Origin of the sequence: Pseudomonas sp. Irchel 3E19 (genome assembly GCF_900187585.1) — a bacterium.
GTDB lineage: Bacteria > Pseudomonadota > Gammaproteobacteria > Pseudomonadales > Pseudomonadaceae > Aquipseudomonas > Aquipseudomonas baetica.
In genome coordinates this window covers 1-20,379 of the sequence record NZ_FYDT01000045.1, presented here as the reverse complement: position 1 = coordinate 20,379, position 20,379 = coordinate 1, and the positions used below count along the sequence as shown (strand labels likewise).

General features: G+C 59.1%; 27 protein-coding genes. 11 read left to right on the top strand and 16 right to left on the bottom strand.

Annotation, left to right across the window (positions count from 1 at the left end):
• Window positions 1–5 precede the first annotated feature (5 nt).
• Window positions 6–725 carry a DUF4198 domain-containing protein gene (locus tag CKW18_RS22850; RefSeq protein WP_095190869.1) on the top strand — a complete coding sequence of 240 codons (720 nt, stop codon included), beginning with the start codon at window positions 6–8 and terminating at the stop codon, window positions 723–725.
• 113 nt (window positions 726–838) lie between these two features.
• Here the strand turns inward: CKW18_RS22850 and hisC are convergent, their stop codons facing one another.
• From hisC to CKW18_RS22800, 10 genes are all read right to left on the bottom strand, one after another.
• Window positions 839–1,891 (bottom strand): histidinol-phosphate transaminase, encoded by a 1,053-nt coding sequence (gene hisC / locus CKW18_RS22845; RefSeq protein ID WP_095190868.1) that lies wholly within the window; start codon window positions 1,889–1,891, stop codon window positions 839–841.
• Window positions 1,892–1,893: 2 nt separating this feature from the next.
• Window positions 1,894–3,219: a histidinol dehydrogenase gene (gene hisD / locus CKW18_RS22840; protein ID WP_095190867.1), complete on the bottom strand. Its 1,326-nt coding sequence runs from the start codon at window positions 3,217–3,219 to the stop codon at window positions 1,894–1,896.
• Between the two features lie 125 nt (window positions 3,220–3,344).
• The gene (gene hisG / locus CKW18_RS22835; RefSeq protein WP_007912384.1) at window positions 3,345–3,980 is read right to left on the bottom strand and encodes an ATP phosphoribosyltransferase; all 636 of its coding nucleotides are present in this window, start codon (window positions 3,978–3,980) and stop codon (window positions 3,345–3,347) included.
• 134 nt (window positions 3,981–4,114) lie between these two features.
• Complete coding sequence (gene murA, locus CKW18_RS22830; RefSeq protein WP_095190866.1) at window positions 4,115–5,380, bottom strand: UDP-N-acetylglucosamine 1-carboxyvinyltransferase; 1,266 nt, start codon at window positions 5,378–5,380, stop codon at window positions 4,115–4,117.
• A 22-nt stretch (window positions 5,381–5,402) separates the two neighbouring features.
• Entirely contained in the window at window positions 5,403–5,642 is a 240-nt protein-coding gene (locus tag CKW18_RS22825; protein ID WP_007912386.1) for a BolA family protein, read from the bottom strand.
• A 115-nt stretch (window positions 5,643–5,757) separates the two neighbouring features.
• On the bottom strand, window positions 5,758–6,063 hold the full coding sequence (locus CKW18_RS22820; protein WP_095190865.1) for a lipid asymmetry maintenance protein MlaB: 306 nt from the start codon (window positions 6,061–6,063) through the stop codon (window positions 5,758–5,760).
• Window positions 6,060–6,713, bottom strand: a complete 654-nt coding sequence (locus tag CKW18_RS22815; RefSeq protein ID WP_095190864.1) for a phospholipid-binding protein MlaC — start codon at window positions 6,711–6,713, stop codon at window positions 6,060–6,062. Before CKW18_RS22815 ends, CKW18_RS22820 begins: the two co-directional genes overlap by 4 nt.
• A gap of 11 nt (window positions 6,714–6,724) precedes the next feature.
• Window positions 6,725–7,192, bottom strand: coding sequence for an outer membrane lipid asymmetry maintenance protein MlaD (mlaD, locus tag CKW18_RS22810; protein ID WP_095190863.1), 468 nt, complete (start codon window positions 7,190–7,192; stop codon window positions 6,725–6,727).
• The gene (gene mlaE, locus CKW18_RS22805) at window positions 7,192–7,989 is read right to left on the bottom strand and encodes a lipid asymmetry maintenance ABC transporter permease subunit MlaE (RefSeq protein WP_095190862.1); all 798 of its coding nucleotides are present in this window, start codon (window positions 7,987–7,989) and stop codon (window positions 7,192–7,194) included. The genes mlaD and mlaE overlap by 1 nt, the downstream gene beginning before the upstream one ends.
• Window positions 7,989–8,798, bottom strand: a complete 810-nt coding sequence (locus CKW18_RS22800; protein ID WP_095190861.1) for an ATP-binding cassette domain-containing protein — start codon at window positions 8,796–8,798, stop codon at window positions 7,989–7,991. The genes mlaE and CKW18_RS22800 overlap by 1 nt, the downstream gene beginning before the upstream one ends.
• Before the next feature lie 274 nt (window positions 8,799–9,072).
• Here CKW18_RS22800 and CKW18_RS22795 point away from each other — a divergent pair, with 274 nt between their 5' ends.
• The 10 genes from CKW18_RS22795 to CKW18_RS22750 all read left to right on the top strand — a co-directional run bounded on the left by CKW18_RS22795 (window position 9,073) and on the right by CKW18_RS22750 (window position 16,102).
• Window positions 9,073–10,047 carry a KpsF/GutQ family sugar-phosphate isomerase gene (locus tag CKW18_RS22795; RefSeq protein ID WP_095190860.1) on the top strand — a complete coding sequence of 325 codons (975 nt, stop codon included), beginning with the start codon at window positions 9,073–9,075 and terminating at the stop codon, window positions 10,045–10,047.
• Window positions 10,048–10,572 carry an HAD family hydrolase gene (locus CKW18_RS22790; protein ID WP_095190859.1) on the top strand — a complete coding sequence of 175 codons (525 nt, stop codon included), beginning with the start codon at window positions 10,048–10,050 and terminating at the stop codon, window positions 10,570–10,572. It begins immediately after the preceding gene.
• Window positions 10,573–10,580: 8 nt separating this feature from the next.
• Entirely contained in the window at window positions 10,581–11,153 is a 573-nt protein-coding gene (gene lptC / locus CKW18_RS22785; protein ID WP_095190858.1) for an LPS export ABC transporter periplasmic protein LptC, read from the top strand.
• Window positions 11,140–11,685, top strand: a complete 546-nt coding sequence (gene lptA / locus CKW18_RS22780; protein WP_095190857.1) for a lipopolysaccharide transport periplasmic protein LptA — start codon at window positions 11,140–11,142, stop codon at window positions 11,683–11,685. Before lptC ends, lptA begins: the two co-directional genes overlap by 14 nt.
• Entirely contained in the window at window positions 11,685–12,410 is a 726-nt protein-coding gene (gene lptB / locus CKW18_RS22775) for an LPS export ABC transporter ATP-binding protein (RefSeq protein WP_007953572.1), read from the top strand. The genes lptA and lptB overlap by 1 nt, the downstream gene beginning before the upstream one ends.
• Before the next feature lie 188 nt (window positions 12,411–12,598).
• Entirely contained in the window at window positions 12,599–14,092 is a 1,494-nt protein-coding gene (locus tag CKW18_RS22770) for an RNA polymerase factor sigma-54 (RefSeq protein ID WP_095190856.1), read from the top strand.
• A gap of 73 nt (window positions 14,093–14,165) precedes the next feature.
• On the top strand, window positions 14,166–14,474 hold the full coding sequence (gene hpf, locus CKW18_RS22765; RefSeq protein WP_095190855.1) for a ribosome hibernation-promoting factor, HPF/YfiA family: 309 nt from the start codon (window positions 14,166–14,168) through the stop codon (window positions 14,472–14,474).
• Window positions 14,475–14,485: 11 nt separating this feature from the next.
• Complete coding sequence (gene ptsN, locus CKW18_RS22760; RefSeq protein WP_095190854.1) at window positions 14,486–14,950, top strand: PTS IIA-like nitrogen regulatory protein PtsN; 465 nt, start codon at window positions 14,486–14,488, stop codon at window positions 14,948–14,950.
• A 3-nt stretch (window positions 14,951–14,953) separates the two neighbouring features.
• On the top strand, window positions 14,954–15,811 hold the full coding sequence (gene rapZ, locus CKW18_RS22755; protein WP_095190853.1) for an RNase adapter RapZ: 858 nt from the start codon (window positions 14,954–14,956) through the stop codon (window positions 15,809–15,811).
• 15 nt (window positions 15,812–15,826) lie between these two features.
• The gene (locus tag CKW18_RS22750; RefSeq protein WP_008085079.1) at window positions 15,827–16,102 is read left to right on the top strand and encodes an HPr family phosphocarrier protein; all 276 of its coding nucleotides are present in this window, start codon (window positions 15,827–15,829) and stop codon (window positions 16,100–16,102) included.
• A gap of 79 nt (window positions 16,103–16,181) precedes the next feature.
• Here CKW18_RS22750 and CKW18_RS22745 read toward each other — a convergent pair whose 3' ends face one another.
• The 6 genes from CKW18_RS22745 to CKW18_RS30665 form a co-directional block, all read right to left on the bottom strand.
• Complete coding sequence (locus tag CKW18_RS22745; protein ID WP_095190852.1) at window positions 16,182–17,075, bottom strand: ZIP family metal transporter; 894 nt, start codon at window positions 17,073–17,075, stop codon at window positions 16,182–16,184.
• A 30-nt stretch (window positions 17,076–17,105) separates the two neighbouring features.
• Window positions 17,106–17,717, bottom strand: coding sequence for a superoxide dismutase (locus tag CKW18_RS22740; protein ID WP_095190851.1), 612 nt, complete (start codon window positions 17,715–17,717; stop codon window positions 17,106–17,108).
• Between the two features lies 1 nt (window position 17,718).
• Window positions 17,719–18,159, bottom strand: coding sequence for a hypothetical protein (locus CKW18_RS22735; protein WP_095190850.1), 441 nt, complete (start codon window positions 18,157–18,159; stop codon window positions 17,719–17,721).
• Window positions 18,160–18,186: 27 nt separating this feature from the next.
• Window positions 18,187–19,563, bottom strand: a complete 1,377-nt coding sequence (locus CKW18_RS22730) for an aspartate ammonia-lyase (protein WP_095190849.1) — start codon at window positions 19,561–19,563, stop codon at window positions 18,187–18,189.
• Entirely contained in the window at window positions 19,544–19,951 is a 408-nt protein-coding gene (locus tag CKW18_RS22725) for a FagA protein (protein WP_095190848.1), read from the bottom strand. The genes CKW18_RS22730 and CKW18_RS22725 overlap by 20 nt, the downstream gene beginning before the upstream one ends.
• Before the next feature lie 206 nt (window positions 19,952–20,157).
• Window positions 20,158–20,379: hypothetical protein (locus CKW18_RS30665; protein ID WP_218274346.1), on the bottom strand; the 222-nt coding region annotated here is incomplete at its 5' end.

The window sequence follows — 20,379 nt, the reverse complement described above, 5'->3', positions numbered from 1 at the left end:
TCAACATGCACTACCGCAAAACCCTGCTGATCATCGCCGCACTGTTCGCCACTCAGGCCTCGGCCCATGGCCTGTGGACCGAACAACGACGCGGTAACATCGAAGTGATCTACGGCCATGGCGCCGAGGACAATGCCTTCAAGGCGCAGAAAATAAGCGGCGCCTGGGCCTATGATGCCGGCGGCAAAATGATCCCGGTCAGCGTCGAGCGTCTGGCCGATCACGCACGCCTGAAACCGTTGAAAACACCGGCGGTGATGGCTGTGGCGCTGAACAACGGCATGTGGTCGCAAACCGCTGACAAGAAGTGGATTAACCAGGGACGCAGCAAAGTCCCGGGCGCGGTCGAAGCGACGGAGACCTTCAAGTACAGCCTGGCGATTTATCAGCCCGGGGCGAAGTTGCCCAAGCTCGATCAGATCAAACTGCTGATTCTGCCGGAAGTTGATCCGCTGACGGTCGGGCCGGGCAAGTCATTGCCGGTGCGCGTGTTGCTCGATGGCAAACCGGCGGCGGGGGTGAAGTTGATCGGTGACTATCGCAGTGCGCCGAATACCCTGAGCACCGAGACCGACAAGGACGGTCGTGCGCAGGTGTTGGTGCGTAATGAAGGGCTGAATGTGATTGCGGCGCAGGTTGAGGTGCCGGTGAAGGACAGCCCGGACGTTAACAGTCGCGGCTTGTTCACCTCGCTGACCTTCCTCGGCGAGCCGCATCACGAGTAGGACATTGCTATTGGTGGCGCTCCATTCGCGAGCAAGCCCGCTCCCACATATGACCGTGCTCCATCTGAAGAGACGCGGTTAAAGGTGGGAGCGGGCTTGCTCGCGAAGGCGGTTTAGAGCTCGCCCAGACCTTCGATCAACGCCTGATTCTGCTCCGGCGTGCCAATCGAAATACGCAGGAACTGGGCAATCCGTTCCTGCTTGAAGTGCCGCACGATCACGCCCTGCTCGCGCAATTTGGCCGCCAACCCTGCCGCATCGTGTTGCGGATGCCGGGCGAAGATGAAGTTCGCCGCCGACGGCAGCACTTCAAAGCCCTTGGCCTGCAACTGCGCAACCACCCACTCACGGCTCTCGATCACCAGACGGCAAGTCTTGTCGAAGTACTCGCGATCCTCGAACGCCGCTGCCGCACCGACATTCGCCAATCGATCAATCGGATAAGAGTTAAAGCTGTTCTTGATCCGCTCCAGCGCCTCGATCAAGTCCGGATGCCCGACCGCCAGACCGACGCGCAAGCCAGCCAGCGAACGGGACTTGGACAGGGTCTGCGTCACCAGCAGGTTCGGATAACGATCCACCAGACTGATCGCCGTCTCGCCACCGAAATCGATGTAAGCCTCATCCACAACCACTACCGAATTCGGGCTGGCGATGAGAATCCGCTCAACCGCATCCAGCGCCAGCAGGCAACCGGTCGGTGCGTTCGGATTCGGGAAAATGATCCCGCCATTTGGCTTTGCATAGTCCGCCGGGTTGATCTGAAACTGCGCATCCAGTGGCACCGCATCGAACTTGATGCCGTACAAACCGCAATACACCGGATAGAAGCTGTAGCTGATGTCCGGGAACAGGATCGGCTGATCGTGTTGCAACAAACCGTGGAAAATGTGCGCGAGCACTTCGTCCGAACCGTTGCCGAGGAACACCTGATTGCTCTGCACGCCGTAGTACTGGGCAACCGAATTTTTCAGCAGGTCGCTGTTCGGGTCCGGGTACAGGCGCAGGTTATCGTTGAGCTCGGTCTGCATCGCCGCCAAGGCTTTTGGCGATGGGCCGTACGGGTTTTCGTTGGTGTTGAGCTTGACCAGTTTGGTCAGCTTCGGCTGTTCGCCCGGCACGTAAGGCACCAGATCCTTGACGAACGGGCTCCAGAATTTGCTCATGTTCAGTTCCCCTGTTTGTCGTCAATGATGCGGTATTCAGCGCTGCGTGCGTGGGCACTCAGCGATTCGCCACGGGCCAGCACCGAAGCGGTCTTGCCCAGCTCGGAGGCGCCGGCCTCGGAGCAGAAGATGATCGACGAACGTTTCTGGAAGTCGTACACGCCCAGCGGCGAGGAGAAACGCGCCGTGCCGGAAGTCGGCAATACGTGGTTCGGGCCTGCGCAGTAGTCGCCCAGCGCTTCAGAGGTGTGGCGGCCCATGAAGATCGCGCCGGCGTGGCGGATCTGTGGCAGCCAGGCTTGCGGGTCAGCGACCGACAGCTCCAGGTGCTCCGGCGCAATGCGGTTGGCGACTTCAATAGCCTGGGCCATGTCACGCACATGAATCAGCGCGCCGCGGCCATTGATCGAGGTTTCGATGATGGTTGCGCGATCCATGGTCGGCAGCAGTTTGTCGATGCTCGCGGCGACCTTGTCGAGGAACTCGGCGTCGGGGCTGACCAGAATCGCCTGGGCGTCTTCGTCGTGTTCGGCTTGGGAGAACAGGTCCATGGCGATCCAGTCGGGGTCGGTCTGGCCGTCGCACACAACAAGGATTTCCGAAGGACCGGCGATCATGTCGATGCCGACCTGACCGAACACGTGGCGCTTGGCGGTGGCCACATAGATGTTGCCCGGCCCTACGACTTTGTCCACTTTCGGCACGCTTTCGGTGCCATAGGCCAGAGCCGCTACCGCTTGCGCGCCGCCGATGGTGAACACCCGATCGACGCCGGCAATGCACGCCGCCGCCAGCACCAGTTCGTTGATTTCACCGCGCGGAGTCGGCACGACCATGACCACTTCGGTCACACCGGCAACCTTGGCCGGAATGGCGTTCATCAACACCGACGACGGGTACGACGCCTTGCCGCCCGGCACGTACAGGCCCGCGCGATCCAGCGGCGTGACCTTCTGGCCCAGCACCGTGCCGTCGGCCTCGGTGTAGCTCCAGGAATCCTGTTTCTGTTTTTCGTGGTAGCTGCGCACCCGGGCCGCGGCTTTTTCCAGCGCTTCACGCTGCGCTACGGTGATGCGGGTCAGGGCCAGTTCCAGACGCTCGCGCGGCAGGATCAGGTCAGCCATCGAGGCAACTTCAAGGCCGTCGAACTTCTGGGTGAACTCGACCAGCGCCGCGTCACCGCGCTCGCGCACAGCCTTGATAATGTCCAGCACGCGCTGATTGACCGAGTCGTCAGACACACTTTCCCAGCTCAGCAGATGATCCAGATGATGCGCGAAATCCGGGTCAGCAGCGTTGAGTCGGCGAATTGCAGTCGGTGCGGTCATAGCGAGAGCCTCATAGGAATGGCAAAAACTCAGGCGCCCTAACTTAGCAGTCGTTTCCGCTTGGGCACCTGAGATTCTGGCTATGAGGCGGATAGACGGGCGCGACTCAAGGTCGCGCAGGTAGATCAGCCGCGGTGTCGCGATTCCACTGCGTTGCGCAGGGTATCGATCAACGCCTGGATACGGGCGTGTTGCATTTTCATCGAAGCCTTGTTGACCACCAGGCGCGAGCTGATCGTGGCGATCAGTTCCTGTGGTTCCAGACCGTTGGCGCGCAAGGTGTTGCCAGTGTCGACCACGTCGATGATCTTGTCGGCCAGACCGATCAGCGGTGCCAGTTCCATCGAGCCGTAAAGCTTGATGATGTCGACCTGACGGCCCTGCTCGGCGTAGTAACGCTTGGCGACGTTGACGAACTTGGTCGCCACGCGCAGACGGCCCTTGGGTTCGGGCGCGCCGATCTTGCCGGCGGTCATCAGTTTGCACTGGGCGATCTGCAGGTCCAGTGGCTCATACAAGCCTTGGCCGGTGTATTCCATCAACACGTCTTTACCGGCCACGCCGAGGTCGGCCGCGCCATGCTCGACATAGGTCGGCACGTCGGTAGCGCGCACGATCAGCAGGCGTACGTCGTCCTGCGTCGTGGGAATGATCAGCTTGCGGCTCTTGTCCGGATTCTCGGTCGGCACGATGCCCGCTTCAGCGAGAAGCGGCAGGGTGTCGTCAAGGATGCGGCCCTTGGACAGTGCGATGGTCAACATGGGAAACGTCAGTCCTTATCAAGGTACTCATGTCCGGTCGCAATCGGCGCCGGACACACATCGAGGTTTTCACGGATGAAAACCTCGATTCGAAACGAATTCAGTGGACACGTCCCTGTGTCCCGATGCAGCAATCAGCCCGGAACGCGACGGATCTTGGCGCCCAGCATCTGCAGTTTTTCTTCGATGCACTCATAACCACGGTCGATGTGGTAGATGCGGTCGATCAGGGTATCGCCTTCGGCCACCAGCGCCGAGATCACCAGACTGGCCGAAGCACGCAGGTCGGTCGCCATCACTGGCGCGCCCTTGAGGACTTCAGTACCGGTAACGATGGCGGTGTTGCCTTCAACCTGGATCTTGGCGCCCATGCGGTGCAGTTCATACACGTGCATGAAACGGTTTTCGAAGATCGTCTCGATCACTGCACCGGTGCCTTCGGCGATGGCGTTGAGCGAGATGAACTGCGCCTGCATGTCCGTCGGGAATGCAGGATACGGCGCAGTGCGCACGTTGACCGCTTTCGGACGCTTGCCGTGCATGTTCAGCTCGATCCAGTCTTCACCGCTGGTGATTTCTGCGCCGGCTTCACGGAGTTTCTCCAGAACGGCTTCGAGAATGGTCGGATCGGTGTCCTTGACCTTGACGCGACCGCCGGTAACGGCAGCAGCCACCAGGTAGGTACCGGTTTCGATACGGTCAGGCATGACCTTGTAGAAGCACGAACCCAGACGTTCGACGCCATCAATGGTGATGGTGTCGGTGCCAGCACCGGAAACCTTGGCGCCCATGGCATTGAGGAAGTTCGCCAGGTCAACCACTTCAGGCTCGCGCGCGGCGTTCTGCAGCACGCTGCGGCCCTTGGCCAGAGCGGCAGCCATCATGATGTTTTCGGTACCGGTCACACTGACGGTATCGAAGAAGAAGTGCGCACCGCGCAGGCCGCCTTCAGGGGCCTTGGCCTTGATGTAGCCGCCTTCGACGTCGATCACCGCGCCCATGGCTTCAAGACCACGGATGTGCAGGTCAACCGGACGCGAACCGATGGCGCAACCGCCAGGCAGTGCGACTTCGGCTTCACCGAAACGGGCAACCATCGGGCCCAGTACCAGGATCGACGCACGCATGGTTTTCACCAGTTCGTACGGAGCGATCAGGGTCTTGATGGTGCGCGGGTCAATTTCGACGCTGAGTTTCTCGTCGATCACAGGCTCAATGCCCATGCGACCGAACAGCTCGATCATGGTGGTGATGTCGTGCAGGTGCGGCAGGTTGCCGACAGTGACCGGGCCATCGCACAGCAGTGTGGCAGCCAGGATCGGCAGGGCGGAGTTCTTTGCCCCGGAGATGCGGATTTCGCCATCAAGACGAACGCCGCCGGTAATAATCAATTTATCCATAAGAATCTCGACGCCCTTAGGCTCAGGTGCGCTCGGCCCAGGCCGCGCTGCTGAAAAATTTCATAGTGACCGCATGGATGCTGCCATCGGTGATCCATGGGTTCAAATGGGCATAGATCTGCTGCTGACGCTTCACCGGGCTCAACGCCGCCAGTTCATCGCTAATCACGTTCAGCTGGAAATTGCAGCCTTCGCCCTCAACTTCTACCAACGTTCCGGGCAGCTTTCCTTCAAGGAAGCTCTTCACTTCTACGGCCTGCATGCTCAACCTCAATCGGCGCCCTGTGCGCACGGGTCGGACATCATACAAAAAAGCCCCGCGCCTGCGAACCCCGCATGGCAGGACTCTGACGGGGGGCTTCTTTATTGATGCGGGTTCAGGATTGCGCCAACAGTTCAGTCAGTTCACTGACCTGAGCGATTTCGCGCATGTCTTCGGGCATCGCGCGGATGCTGACGGCCTTGCCGGCCGCTTGCGCATCCCGCATGAAGCACAGCAGCAGCGACAAGCCGACGCTGCTGGACTTCTTCACGGCCGAGCAATCGATGACCAGCGAGGAAGCCTTGCTGGACTTGATCAGCGCCTGACCTTCCTTGCGCAGGTCGGGACCTGTGCGGTAGTCCAGCACTCCGCTGAGCAATAGCTCGTCGACATCACTCATACGAACTGCCGCCTCATTCATTGCGCTGGCTTCTCGGCAGCTTGCTCGGTGGTTTCCTTGGCCTTGGCCACTTCACCTGCCCAGTTATTGATGGTCTTGTCCAGATCATTGCCGTTACGCTGCATCGCGTCGGCGAACTGATCACGGAACAACTTGCCAATGTTGATGCCGTTGATGATCACGTTGCGCAGTTTCCACTCGCCGTTGATCTTCTCCAGCGTGTATTGCACAGGATAGATCGCGCCGTTGCTGCCCCGAACAGTCATGCCGACGCTGGTGCGGTCGCCCGACTCATCCTTGGCAGGATCGACGGTGATGCCCTGATTGTTGTATTCAAGCAAGGCGTTGCCGTAGAACTGGAACAGGCCTTTCTTGAAGTTTTCCTGGAAGGTCTGCATCTGCGCAGGTGTTGCCTTGCGCGAGTACTTGACCGTCATGATGCTCTTGGAAATGCCTTCGGCATCCACCACCGGGCCAACGATAGTGTTCAGTGCAGCATAAAAGTCGTTCGGATCCTGCTTGTACTTCTCTTTATTGGCCGACAGATCAGCGAGCATCCGGGTCGTGGTGTCCTGAATCAGATCGTGCGCCGACTGTGCCGCCACAGCGGTACCCATCAGCGGCAATGTCGCGAGCAACACCAACAGGCCACGTCGCAAGGTAGAGATCATTCAAAAGCTCCTCATTTGGCGTCTTTGCTAACGGTATTGAGCAGGAATTTACCAATCAGGTCTTCCAGTACCAGTGACGACTGCGTGTCGTGAATGGTTCCGCCATCCTTGAGGCGGGCATCTTCGCCGCCCACGCTGATACCGATGTACTTCTCGCCCAGCAAACCGGCCGTCAGGATAGACGCTGTGGAGTCAGTCGGCAGATTGTCGACCTTTTTATCCACTTGCAGGGTCACACGACCGGTGAAGCTGTCGCGATCCAGATCGATCGCCGTGACCTTGCCGATGGTCACACCGGCCATGGTCACTTTGGCTCTGACCGTCAAACCGGCGATATTGTCGAAGTAGGCGTAAAGTTTATAAGTGTCGGTGGTCGAAGTCGGAGACAGGCCACTGACCCGCAGAGCAAGCAGCAGCAAAGCCAGAATCCCTGCCAGCAGGAACAGGCCGACACCGATTTCCAGGGTGCGGTTTTGCATCAGAAATCTCCAAACATCAAAGCGGTCAGAATAAAGTCCAGGCCGAGCACTGCCAGCGAGGCAAACACCACGGTCTTGGTGGTGGCACGACTGATCCCCTCGGAAGTGGGCTCACAGTCATACCCTTGGAATACGGCGATCCAGGTCACGACAAAGGCGAAAACGATACTTTTGATGACTCCGTTGAGCACATCACTGGTGAAGTTCACGCTGTTTTGCATGTTCGCCCAGTAGGAGCCTTCATACACTCCGAGCCAGTCGACAGCCACCCACGAACCGCCCCAGATGCCCACCACGCTGAAAATCATCGCCAGCACCGGCAGGGAAATGAAACCGGCCCACAGACGCGGGGCAATAATGTACTTGAGCGGGTCGACGCCGATCATTTCCAGGCTGGAAAGTTGTTCGGTGGATTTCATGTTGCCGATTTCCGCCGTCAGCGCCGAACCGGCGCGTCCGGCGAACAGCAGCGCCGTCACCACAGGCCCGAGCTCACGCAACAGCGTCAGCGCAACCATCTGCCCTACCGCCTGCTCCGAACCGTAGCTCGACAGAATGCTGAACCCCTGCAGCGCCAGCACCATGCCGATAAATATACCGGAGACCACAATGATCACCAGCGACATGACGCCGACCGAATGCAGTTGCTTGACCAGCAGGCCAAATCCACCGCTGATGCCGCCACGTCCAACCAAAGCATGAAACAGGAACAGCGTCGCCCGACCGAACACCGCAATGGCGTCGATCGCCGCTTCGCCGAACCGGCGTACGCGTTCTATTAATGACATTTTGCGCATCAGCGCTTCCCCAGAAGATCTGCGCGGTAATCCGTCGCTGGAAAATGGTACGGCACCGGGCCATCGGGATTGCCGGTCATGAACTGACGGATACGCGGCTCGTCCGAATTCATCAATTCATCCGGCGTGCCCTGCCCCAGTACCTGACCATCACCCACTACATAGATGTAGTCGGCGATGCTCGCGGTTTCGGCCAGATCGTGAGAGACCACGATGCTGGTGATCCCCAGCGCATCGTTGAGCAGACGAATCAAACGCACCAGCACGCCCATGGCGATCGGGTCCTGACCGACGAACGGCTCGTCGTACATGAGAATCTGTGGATCGAGCGCAATTGCCCGGGCCAGGGCCACGCGACGCTTCATGCCGCCGGACAGCTCATCGGGCATCAGCTCGATCGCGCCACGCAGGCCCACCGCCTGCAATTTGAGCAGGACGATGTCGCGGATCATTTCTTCCGGCAACTCGGTATGAACGCGCAGGGGAAAAGCGACGTTCTCGAAGACATCGAGATCGGTGAACAGCGCGCCGCTCTGGAACAGCACACCCATGTGCTTGCGCGCATCGAACAGATCGCTGCGCGACAGCTGCGGCAGGTTCTGGTCGTTGACCCAGACTTCGCCGCTGTCGGGACGCAACTGTGCGCCCATCAACCGCAGCAGCGTGGTCTTGCCACACCCGGAAGGCCCCATGATGCCGGTGACCTTGCCGCGCGGGATGCGAATATCGACGTTATTGAAAATGCTGCGCGCACCGCGCTTGAAGGAGACTCCCTTCAGCTCGACCGCGTAGGCGTTATCGGCACTCATCTAAACTCCTTGCGATGCAGCCTCTCACTCGGACGCCTGGCTTTATTTAAAAAGCACGTACATCCCGGGCAGGCCGAACTGGCGGCGAACTATATCACTGCAAACGCCAAGCGCCCAAGCCTGAACCCCGCCGCTTTCAGCGATATGACAGGCGTGCAGGCAGTTTTTTGGAGTTTTGGTAACGAGGAATGACAAAGCACGACGATGTTACGTGAGGCTTTTCAACTTAACCGCTATAATCGCCGCCTTTTCATCGGGCTATACGATTTCTGACATGAGCCAATCCAGTGACCTGATTCAATCGGCACAACGCACCATTCGCCTCGAAGTGGAAGCCGTACAAGGCTTGTTGCCCCATATCGACGCCGATTTCGTACGCGCTTGCGAGATGATTCTGGCCAGCAAGGGCCGTGTGGTCGTGGTCGGCATGGGCAAGTCCGGGCACGTCGGCAACAAGATTGCCGCCACCCTGGCCAGCACCGGCACCCCGGCATTTTTCGTTCATCCGGCCGAAGCCAGTCACGGCGACATGGGTATGATCACTCGCGACGACGTGATCCTGGCCCTGTCCAATTCCGGCTCGACCAACGAAATCGTCACCCTGCTGCCACTGATCAAACGTCTGGGCATCCAGTTGATCAGCGTCACCGGCAACCCCGCCTCGCCGCTGGCCAAGGCCGCTGAGGTGAATCTCAACGTTCACGTCGAGCATGAAGCCTGCCCGCTGAACCTGGCCCCGACCTCTTCGACCACCGCCGCTCTGGTGATGGGCGACGCACTGGCGGTTGCCTTGCTGGAAGCGCGCGGCTTCACCGCCGAAGACTTCGCTTTCTCTCACCCGGGCGGTGCCCTTGGCCGTCGCCTGTTGCTGAAAGTGGAAAACGTCATGCACGCCGGACAGGAGTTGCCACAGGTACAACGCGGCACCCTGCTCAAGGATGCGCTGATGGAAATGACCCGCAAGGGCCTCGGCATGACCGCCATCATCGAAGCCGACGGCAAGCTCGCCGGGATCTTCACTGACGGCGATCTGCGCCGTACGCTCGACCGCAGCATTGATATCCGCACCGCCACCATCGATCAGGTGATGACCGCACACGGCAAGACTGCCCGCCCGGAAATGCTCGCGGCCGAAGCCCTGAAAATCATGGAAGACCATCGAATCAACGCACTGGTCGTCGTGGACGAAGGTGATCGCCCGATCGGCGCCTTCAACCTCTCCGATCTGCTGCGCGCAGGAGTCATGTAAATGAACACCGATCTGCTGCAACGCGGCAAAGCGATCAAACTGGCGGTTTTTGACGTTGACGGAGTCCTCACCGACGGGCGCCTGTACTTCCTCGAAGACGGCAGCGAATTCAAGACCTTCAACACCCTCGACGGCCAGGGCATCAAAATGCTGATGAACGCCGGGGTACAGACCGCCATCATCAGCGGTCGCAAGACTCCGGTGGTAGAACGCAGGGCGAAAAACCTCGGCATCCCGCACCTGTTTCAGGGCCGCGAGGACAAATTGGTGGTTCTGGACGGCCTGCTTGAACAACTCGGCCTAAGCTATGAACAGGTCGCCTACCTCGGTGACGACCTGCCTGACCTGCCGGTGATTCGCCGGGTCGGTCTGGGCATGGCGGTCGCCAACGCTGCTGCCTTCGTGCGCGAACATGCCCACGGCATCACCCTGGCCCGTGGTGGCGAAGGTGCTGCACGCGAATTCTGCGAATTGATTCTGCGCGCCCAGGGCCGCCTCGATGCGGCCAACGCCGCGTACCTGTGAGCCAAACCATGTTTAGCAAAAAATTTCGTAATTTCCTGTTTTTCGGCTGCATTGCTGCGATATTCGCGGCGGTCGGCTACTGGAACATCAGCCCGGAACGCTTTCTCGACAAGCCGCCAGTGACCTCGGTGGAGACGCCTATCGACTGGTATGCAACCAACACGCATACCGTGCAATACCTGCCAGACGGCAAAGTGCAGTATGAAATGACCTCCGACAAGGCCGAGCACGTCAAGGCGACCGACATCACGCTGGTGACCAAACCTGACCTGAACATGTACCGCGGAACGGATTTCCCGTGGCACGTGACCAGCGAACGCGGTGAGGTCAATTCCGGCGGCACCGAAGTCGAGCTGATCGATTCAGTACGCATCAAGCGCACCGATGAAAAGAACCGTGCCACCCTGATCACGTCCACTCGCATGACGGTGTTCCCGCAGCAGGAATATGCGCAGACCTCGCAACCCGTTAGAATCGACGGCGCTGGCGGTGTATCGACTGGCGTAGGAATGAAAGCGTATCTGAAGGAAAGCAGGATACACCTGCAATCGAACGTAAGAGGACAGTATGAGGCTCGTTAAAACCCTCCCTATTTTGCTCAGTCTGGGCGCAGCACTGGGAAGCGTGAGCGCCTGGGCTCTGCCGAACGATCAGCAGCAACCTATCCGCATTCAGGCCGACGACGCCCAACTGGACGACAAGAATGGCATCGCCACCTATAAGGGCGATGTGATCATCACCCAGGGCTCGATGATCGTTAAAGGCAACACGGTGACGATCACCCGCACCCCGGCCGGTGACATCGACGTCGTGACATCGGTGGGCAACCTCGCCTACTTCGAGCAACTGCAAACCGCTGGCGACAGCAAACCCGTTCAGGGCTGGGGCGTGACGATCCAGTACCACGCTGCGCAAAACCGCGTCGTGCTGATCGACAAGGCCAAGGTTGTCGACAAGGACAACAACACCACCCAGGGCGAGAAAATCGTCTACGACACCGTGAAGAAACTGGCCAGCGCCGGTCGCGCTACCGGCAGCAAGGTCACCGAAGCGCGTCCGCGCATCGACATGGTGATCCAGCCGAAGAAGAAAACCGACGAGAAAACCCAGTAATGGCAACTCTGAAAGCTCAGCACCTGGCCAAGGCCTATAAAAGCCGTCAGGTCGTGCGTGACGTCAGCCTGTCGATCGACAGCGGTCAGATCGTCGGCCTGCTCGGCCCTAACGGCGCCGGCAAGACCACCTGCTTCTACATGATCGTCGGCCTGGTGCAGGCCGATCAGGGCCGCGTGCTGATCGATGATCTGGACGTCAGCCATCAGCCGATGCACGGCCGCGCCAAGGCCGGTATCGGCTATCTGCCGCAAGAAGCGTCGATCTTCCGCAAACTGTCGGTGGCCGACAACATCATGGCCATCCTCGAGACCCGTCAGGAACTCGACAAGGCCGGTCGTCGCAAAGAGCTGGAAAGCCTGCTGCAGGAATTCCACATCAGCCACATCCGCGACAACCTCGGCATGAGCCTGTCCGGTGGCGAGCGCCGCCGGGTGGAAATTGCCCGCGCCCTGGCCACCGCACCGAAATTCATTCTGCTCGACGAACCGTTCGCCGGTGTCGACCCGATTTCGGTCGGCGACATCAAGCAGATCATCCACCACCTCAAAGCCAAAGGCATCGGCGTGCTGATCACCGATCACAACGTGCGTGAGACGCTGGACATCTGCGAAACCGCTTACATCGTCAACGACGGTCAACTGATCGCCGAAGGTGACTCCGCAACCATCCTCGCCAACGACCTGGTGAAGGAAGTGTATCTGGGCCACGAATTCCGCCTGTAAGCATATTGGTGCCGGGAGAGCCGCCCGGGCGCTGTATCGATTCAAGCAGAATTTAATACGCTTTAATTGTTACAGCGCTCTAGGCAAACACTTCAGTTTCAGGCATATAATTTGCTTAAGTTTGGCGCTTCGGCGCCCTGTAGTGGATGGCGCATGCGCGCCGGCGAATAAGGTGTTAAGCCCCTGCCATGAAACCATCGCTAGTCTTGAGAATGGGCCAGCAGCTGACGATGACACCGCAGCTGCAACAGGCCATCCGCCTGCTCCAATTGTCGACCCTGGATCTGCAACAGGAGATCCAGGAGGCTCTGGAATCCAATCCGATGCTCGAACGCCAAGAAGAAGGCGACGACTTCGACAACTCCGATCCACTGGCCGATAACGCCGAACAGAAGCCCAACACCGAGATTCAGGAACCGTCCTATCAGGAAGCCGCCCCGACGGTGGATAACCTTGAGGACGGCGAGTGGAACGAGCGCATCCCCAATGAGCTTCCGGTCGACACTGCCTGGGAAGACGTCTACCAGACCAGCGCCAGCAGCCTGCCCAGCAGCGATGACGACGAGTGGGACTTCACCACCCGCACTTCCGCCGGCGAAAGCCTGCAAAGTCACCTGCTGTGGCAATTGAACCTCGCGCCGATGTCCGACACCGATCGCCTGATCGCCGTGACCCTGATCGATTGCATCAACAATCAGGGTTACCTGGACGAAACACTCGACGAGATCCTTGAGGCGTTCGACCCGGAACTGGACATCGAACTGGACGAAATCGAAGCCGTCCTGCACCGCATCCAGCAATTCGAACCGGCCGGCATCGGCGCCCGCAACCTCAGCGAATGCCTGCTGCTGCAATTGCGTCAGCTATCGGCCAAGACCCCGTGGCTGGCTGAAGCCAAACGCCTGGTCAGCGATTACATCGACCTGCTCGGCAGCCGCGATTACAGCCAATTGATGCGCCGCATGAAGCTCAAGGAAGACGAGTTGCGGCAGGTCATCGAACTGGTGCAGAGCCTCAACCCGCGTCCAGGCTCGCAAATCGAGTCCACTGAAGCTGAATACGTCGTACCTGACGTGATCGTGCGCAAGGACAACGAACGCTGGCTGGTCGAGCTCAATCAGGAGTCGGTGCCACGCCTGCGGGTCAACGCACAGTACGCAGGTTTCGTGCGCCGTGCCGATACCAGCGCCGATAACACTTTCATGCGCAATCAGTTGCAGGAAGCACGCTGGTTCATCAAGAGCCTGCAAAGCCGCAACGAAACCCTGATGAAAGTGGCCACGCAGATCGTCGAGCATCAGCGCGGCTTCCTGGAGTACGGCGACGAAGCGATGAAGCCTCTGGTTCTGCATGACATCGCCGAAGCCGTTGGCATGCACGAATCGACGATTTCACGGGTGACCACGCAGAAATTCATGCATACCCCGCGCGGTATCTATGAATTGAAATACTTTTTCTCCAGCCACGTCAGCACCTCCGAAGGCGGCGAATGCTCGTCCACGGCGATCCGCGCGATCATCAAAAAACTGGTTGCCGCGGAAAATCAGAAAAAGCCGTTGAGTGACAGCAAGATCGCTGGTTTACTGGAGGCACAAGGCATTCAGGTGGCTCGCCGCACCGTCGCCAAGTACCGCGAATCCCTCGGGATCGCGCCTTCGAGCGAACGCAAGCGGTTGATGTAAGCCACGTTACAGCGTTCCAGTGGCAGGCTATCCGGCCTGCCGCTTTATGCACTGGCAACGAAGGAGAAGCTGTATGCAAGTCAACATCAGTGGACACCAACTGGAAGTGACCGAACCTCTGCGCGCTTATATCGGCGAAAAACTCGAACGATTGGAGCGCCATTTCGACAAGATCACTAACGTGCAAGTCACGATGTGTGTCGAAAAACTGAAGCAGAAAATCGAAGCCACGCTGCATATTCCCGGCAATGAAGTCGTCGCAAACGCGGAACATACCGATATGTACGCGGCGATCGACTTATTAACCGACAAGCTGGATAAACAACTCAAAAAGCATAAGGAAAAGACCCAAAGCCTGCTCCAGGGCGCCACCGGTCGATAACCCCCCACTCCATGATCCGACTTGAAAATATCCTGACCCCCGGCCGTTCCCTGGTGAACGTGCCGGGCGGCAGTAAAAAGAAAGCCCTCGAACAAATTGCCAATCTCATCGCCCGCGAAGTGCCGGCGCTGGAAATGCAGGATGTCTTCGAGGCCCTGATCGCACGAGAGAAACTCGGCTCCACCGGTTTCGGCAACGGCATCGCCATTCCTCACTGCCGTCTGAAGGGATGCACTGAGCCTGTCAGCGCCTTGATGCACCTTGAAGCCCCTATCGACTTCGACGCTATCGACGGCGCTCCGGTTGATCTGTTGTTCGTCTTGCTGGTGCCGGAAGCGGCGACCGATGCGCACCTGGAATTGCTGCGACAGATCGCCAGCATGCTGGATCGCAAGGACGTGCGCGATAAATTGCGTAGTGCTTCGAGCAACGAAGCCTTGTATCAGGTCGTCGTGGACGAACAAAGCGGGCATTAATTCATGCGCTTGATCATCGTCAGTGGCCGTTCCGGCTCGGGCAAAAGTACTGCCCTGAATGTCCTTGAAGACAACGGCTACTACTGCATCGACAACCTGCCGGCCGGCCTGCTGCCGGAACTGGCCGAACGCGCCCTGATTCATACCGAACTGACCCAGCCGCTGGTGGCAGTTTCGATCGATGCGCGCAACCTGCCCAGCCATCTCTCGCGCTTCCCCGAGCTGCTGGAAGAAGTCCGCAGCCGCCATATCCAGTGCGATGTGCTTTATCTGGATGCCGATGAGGAAACGCTGCTCAAGCGCTTCTCGGAAACCCGCCGACGCCATCCGTTGAGCACTGCCAATCGCTCGCTGGCCGAAGCGATCCATGATGAAACCGCCCTGCTCGGCCCCATTGCCGATCTGGCCGACCTGAAGATCAACACCACCCATCTGAACCTGTACCAGTTGCGTGACACCATCAAGCTGCGCTTGCTGAATCAGCCTGAGCCCGGAACGGCGTTTCTGGTTGAATCGTTCGGCTTCAAGCGGGGCATGCCGGTCGATGCGGATCTGGTATTCGATGTGCGCTGCCTGCCTAACCCTTACTGGAAGCCGGAACTGCGTGCGCAATCGGGTCTCGATGCGCCAGTAGCGGAGTACCTGGCGGCACAGCCGGAAGTTGAAGAAATGTTTCAGGACATTTTCACCTACCTGCACAAATGGCTGCCACGTTTCGCCGCCAGCAATCGCGCCTACGTCACCATTGCCATTGGCTGCACCGGCGGGCATCACCGCTCCGTCTACCTGACCGAACGCCTGGGTCAGGCCCTGCAGAAAACCCTGAAGAACGTCCAGGTTCGCCACCGCGACCTCACTTAAAGGATTCACACCGCGATGCCTGCTCTGGAAATCGAAATCATCAATAAACTGGGTTTGCATGCCCGCGCGTCGGCGAAGTTTGTCGGGGTAGCGGGGCAATATCCGGATTGCACGATCAGAGTGGGCCGCACGCCGGAGACCACGGTCGATGGTAAAAGCATCATGGCGATGATGATGTTGGCTGCGGGCAAAGGCACCAAAATCTATTTGAGTACCGAAGGCCATCAGGAGCAGGAAGCATTGGATGCGTTGGTGGCGTTGATCAACAACTACTTCGATGAAGGTGGCTGACAGCCAAAATCAAAAAGTCGCAGCCCATGTCGCACCAATCCCCTCGTAGGAGCTGCCGCAGGCTGCGATCTTTTGATCTTCAACCCAACGCCGTATCCATCACCATCATCAGACAAAACCCGATCAACAGACCAAGACTGGCCAGTTTGTCATGACCATTGCGTCGCGACTCGGGAATCACTTCGTGGGTCACCACCAGCAGCATCGCCCCCGCCGCCAGTGCCAGACCTAACGGCAACAACACCTGCGCCAGACTGACCAGCCACGCGCACAACAGCGCAAACACCGGCTCGACCAGACCTGACGCCGCGCCGATCAGAAACGCCTTGACCCGCGACATCCCCGCCCCGGCCAGCACCAGTGCGATCACCAGACCTTCCGGCACATCCTGCAATGCGATACCCATGGCCAGACTGTCAGCGTCCGGCATGCCACCGCCGGCCGAAACGCCGACGGCCATGCCTTCCGGGATGTTATGAGCAATGATGGCAAACACGAACAACCAGATCCGCGGCGGAATCACAGGATGTTCGACGGTACCGACGAGCATCTCCGGTGAGGCGCCAGAGACCTTGCGATCGACCAGGTAGAGGCCGAACGCCCCGAGCATGATGCCAAAACAGATCAGACCGCTGGCCGCCCAGGGTGTCAGGCCGAGGCTTTCAGCAGCGGCGATGCCCGGCACGATCAGCGAAAACGCCGTCGCCGCCAGCATCACCCCGGCTCCAAAACCCAGCAAGGTGTCGCTGAGTGCCTGCGGCATGCGCCGGATCACCAGCACCGGCACCGCCCCAAGCGCCGTGCCGAGGGCGCAGATCGCCCCCCCCTGCAATGCCCGTGACAGCCTGGGCTCCAGATCCAGCCATTCCAGGCCATGGGCGACCAGCAAAGTCAGGCCCGCCAACAGCAACAACGCCCCCACTGAGTAACGAAACATACGCCCACTTCCGATCGCCAGTGTCTCAGTGCCCATAGTCTGCCTTGGATTGTTTTTATAGAAGACTTAAACCAGTGCAGCCTGATAGCGCGCAGCAACTTCAGGCCAATTGATCACGTTGTAAAACGCGTTGATGTATTCCGGGCGACGGTTCTGGTAGCGCAAGTAATAAGCGTGCTCCCAAACGTCGAGACCGAGGATCGGCGTGTTGCCGTTCATCAATGGGCTGTCCTGATTGCCGCTGCTTTCTACGATCAGCTTCTTGTCCGGAGTCACACTGAGCCAGGCCCAACCGCTGCCGAAACGGGTCAGCGCAGCTTTGGTGAATGCTTCTTTGAAACTGTCGAGACCACCCAGTTGCTCGTCGATTGCCTTGGCCAGCACACCGTCCGGCTTGCCGCCGCCACTTGGAACCATCACTTCCCAGAACAGCGAATGATTGGCGTGACCGCCGCCCTGATTGATCACCGCGGCGCGAAGCTTCTGCGGCAACTGCTGAACGCTGGCGACCAGTTTTTCCACTGGCCACTCTGCGTATTCAGTGCCTTCTACCGCTGCATTGAGATTGTTGATATAGGTCTGATGATGCTTGGTGTAGTGGATTTCCATGGTTTGCGCATCGATGTGCGGTTCCAGGGCATCGTAGGCGTAAGGCAAGGCAGGCAAGGTAAAAGCCATTTCAATGGACTCCATGGTGATGTGGGGCAGGCGCACGACGTGCATTGCCGGTATCCGGATGCAGCAGGCGCTGGGTGCGTGGGTATTCGCCGTGCTCGCCGATGAAATTCAATAACTCGACGTAAGTCTTGCTGCTTTGGCGCAAGGCCGCCTCGCGCAGCGCCAGGCGCAAACGCTCGTCCTGCATGGTCTGCAACAACCGCTGGTGGATGGCGCAGAGATATTCGGCGCTCTCCTCCGGCTGATTCAGGCGCAGGTGCAGATCCGCCAGGTTGTGATGGGAGATGACGCAGGCCGCCACCGCTTCGTCGGCATCCGCCCAGCGTTCGAACAACACTTGCGCCAGGGCCAGGGCTTGCAGGTAAGCCTCACGAGCGTCGATCAGCTCGCCCAGCATGAAGCAGCGATTGGCCCGTTCGATCGTGCGTTTCCAGTGCTCCATGGTGAGCCTCCAAAGCGGTTGCGGAGATTACACGCCGCCAGCGGTGAGTTTCTCGGGGTTGAGCAACTCTTCCAGCTCGCTGCGCGACAGGTCGGTGTGTTCCAGCGCGACGTCGATGACAGGGCGGCCCTGCTTGTAGGCCTGCTTGGCGATTTCGGCGGCTTTCTGGTAACCGATGATCGGGTTGAGCGCGGTGACCAGAATCGGGTTGCGCGACAGCGCTTCCTTGAGCCGCGACTCATTGACCTTGAAGCTGGCGATGGCCTTGTCGCCGAGCAGGCGGCTAGAGTTGGCCAGCAGTTCGATGCTGCTCAACAGGTTCTGCGCGATGATCGGCAACATCACGTTCAATTCGAAATTGCCCGACTGGCCGGCGATGGTGATCACCGAGTCGTTGCCGATCACTTGGGCGGCGACCATGGCGGTCGCTTCCGGGATCACCGGGTTGACCTTGCCCGGCATGATCGACGACCCCGGCTGCAGCGCCTCAAGCTCGATTTCGCCGAGACCGGCCAAGGGACCGGAGTTCATCCAGCGCAGGTCGTTGGCGATTTTCATCAGCGACACAGCGATGGCCTTGAGCTGCCCGGAGACCGCAACGGCCGTGTCCTGCGAGCCGATCAGCGCGAACAGGTCTTTGCCTTGGGTGAACTGCACATGGGTCAACTGGCTGAGTTGACGGCTGAAACGCGCAGCGAATTCCGGATGCGCGTTGATCCCGGTACCGACCGCCGTCCCGCCCTGCGCGAGGGATTGCAGGCTGGGCAGCAAGTCTTGCAAATGACCGATGTTGGCCTTCAGTTGCTGCGCCCAGCCGTTGAGCACCTGGCTCATACGCACCGGCATCGCATCCATCAAATGCGTACGACCGGTTTTGACGTGGTGATGCACTTGCTCGGCTTTGTGCTCGATGACCTGCACCAGATGCAGCAGCGCCGGCAGCAATTGTTCGTGCAGGGCCAGCGCAGCACTGACGTGGATGGTGGTCGGGATGATGTCGTTGCTGCTCTGGCCGCAATTGACGTGATCATTCGGATTGACTGGCTCATCGAGAAGACGGCTGGCCAACGTGGCGATCACTTCGTTGGCGTTCATGTTGGAGCTGGTGCCGGAACCGGTCTGGAAGATATCCACCGGGAAATGCCGCATGAAATCGCCTTCGAGCAAGCCTTGGGCGGCATCGCTGATGGCTTTGCCCTGGGCAGCGCTGATCTGGTTGAGTTCAACGTTGGCCCGGGCGGCAGCGGCCTTGGCGAGAATCAGCGCGCGGATGAACTGCGTCGGCATCGGCTTGCCGCTGATCGGAAAGTTATCCACTGCGCGCTGGGTTTGCGCGCCGTAGAGAGCGTCCACCGGCACCTGCAGTTCGCCCATGCTGTCGCGCTCAATACGAGTCTTGGTCATCAGTAAATCCTTGCACCAGTTCAATAAGAGGAATCGAGGGTTGCAACTCGCAGGTCGCCAGTTGCCAGGTGTAACGCTGCCAGCGTTTGAGCCGGCAATTGCACAGCGACAGGCGCTCCATTTCACGCAATGGGCGCCAGGCTTGATCGAGACAGAGGCTGCGCCAGTGCCACGGCAACGCAATGTCGGTGGCTGTGTCGAGCAGCAATCGGAAAGAGGTTTCAGCGATCGTCCACGGGGAAGTTGCCGTACAGCAGGCCAGATACCGACCTTCAGCCAAGTAGTGTTCGATCAGGCGCGGTTCGTCGGGATCCATCGCGCAACGGATCTGGCGACTCATCCAGCGCCAGCTTTCGAGGTACGGCTGCTCGTGCAAGGCAGAACTCATGATTCGGGGCCTGTCCGATAATGAGATTTATTATTAGATGATAATGAGAAGCAAAACAAGAGTGCCTGGTTACACAGGCTCCATTGTGGGAGCGAGCAGGCTCGCGAAGGCGTCGCGTCAGTCGCCGCTGTGGTCGGCTGTTAAATCGCTTTCGCGAGCAGGCTCGCTCCCACAGGGTTTTGTGTGGAGCCAAGAAAAAAGGTTCTTCACGGAATCCCGGGAAACACAGAAACAAGAACGCCGATTTGATTGATGATGTTCGTGCGAGCAAACACATCTAACAAACCGGCGTTCTTATGCGCGATATTAATACTTTCCTTCCTTTTTGGGAGGGCTTTTCTGTCGTCACGATCAAGCCTGATGGTGATGCCCTCCAGATCGATCTGACGCCCCACGCCACCCGATTCCCTTCCTGTGGTGGGTGCCAA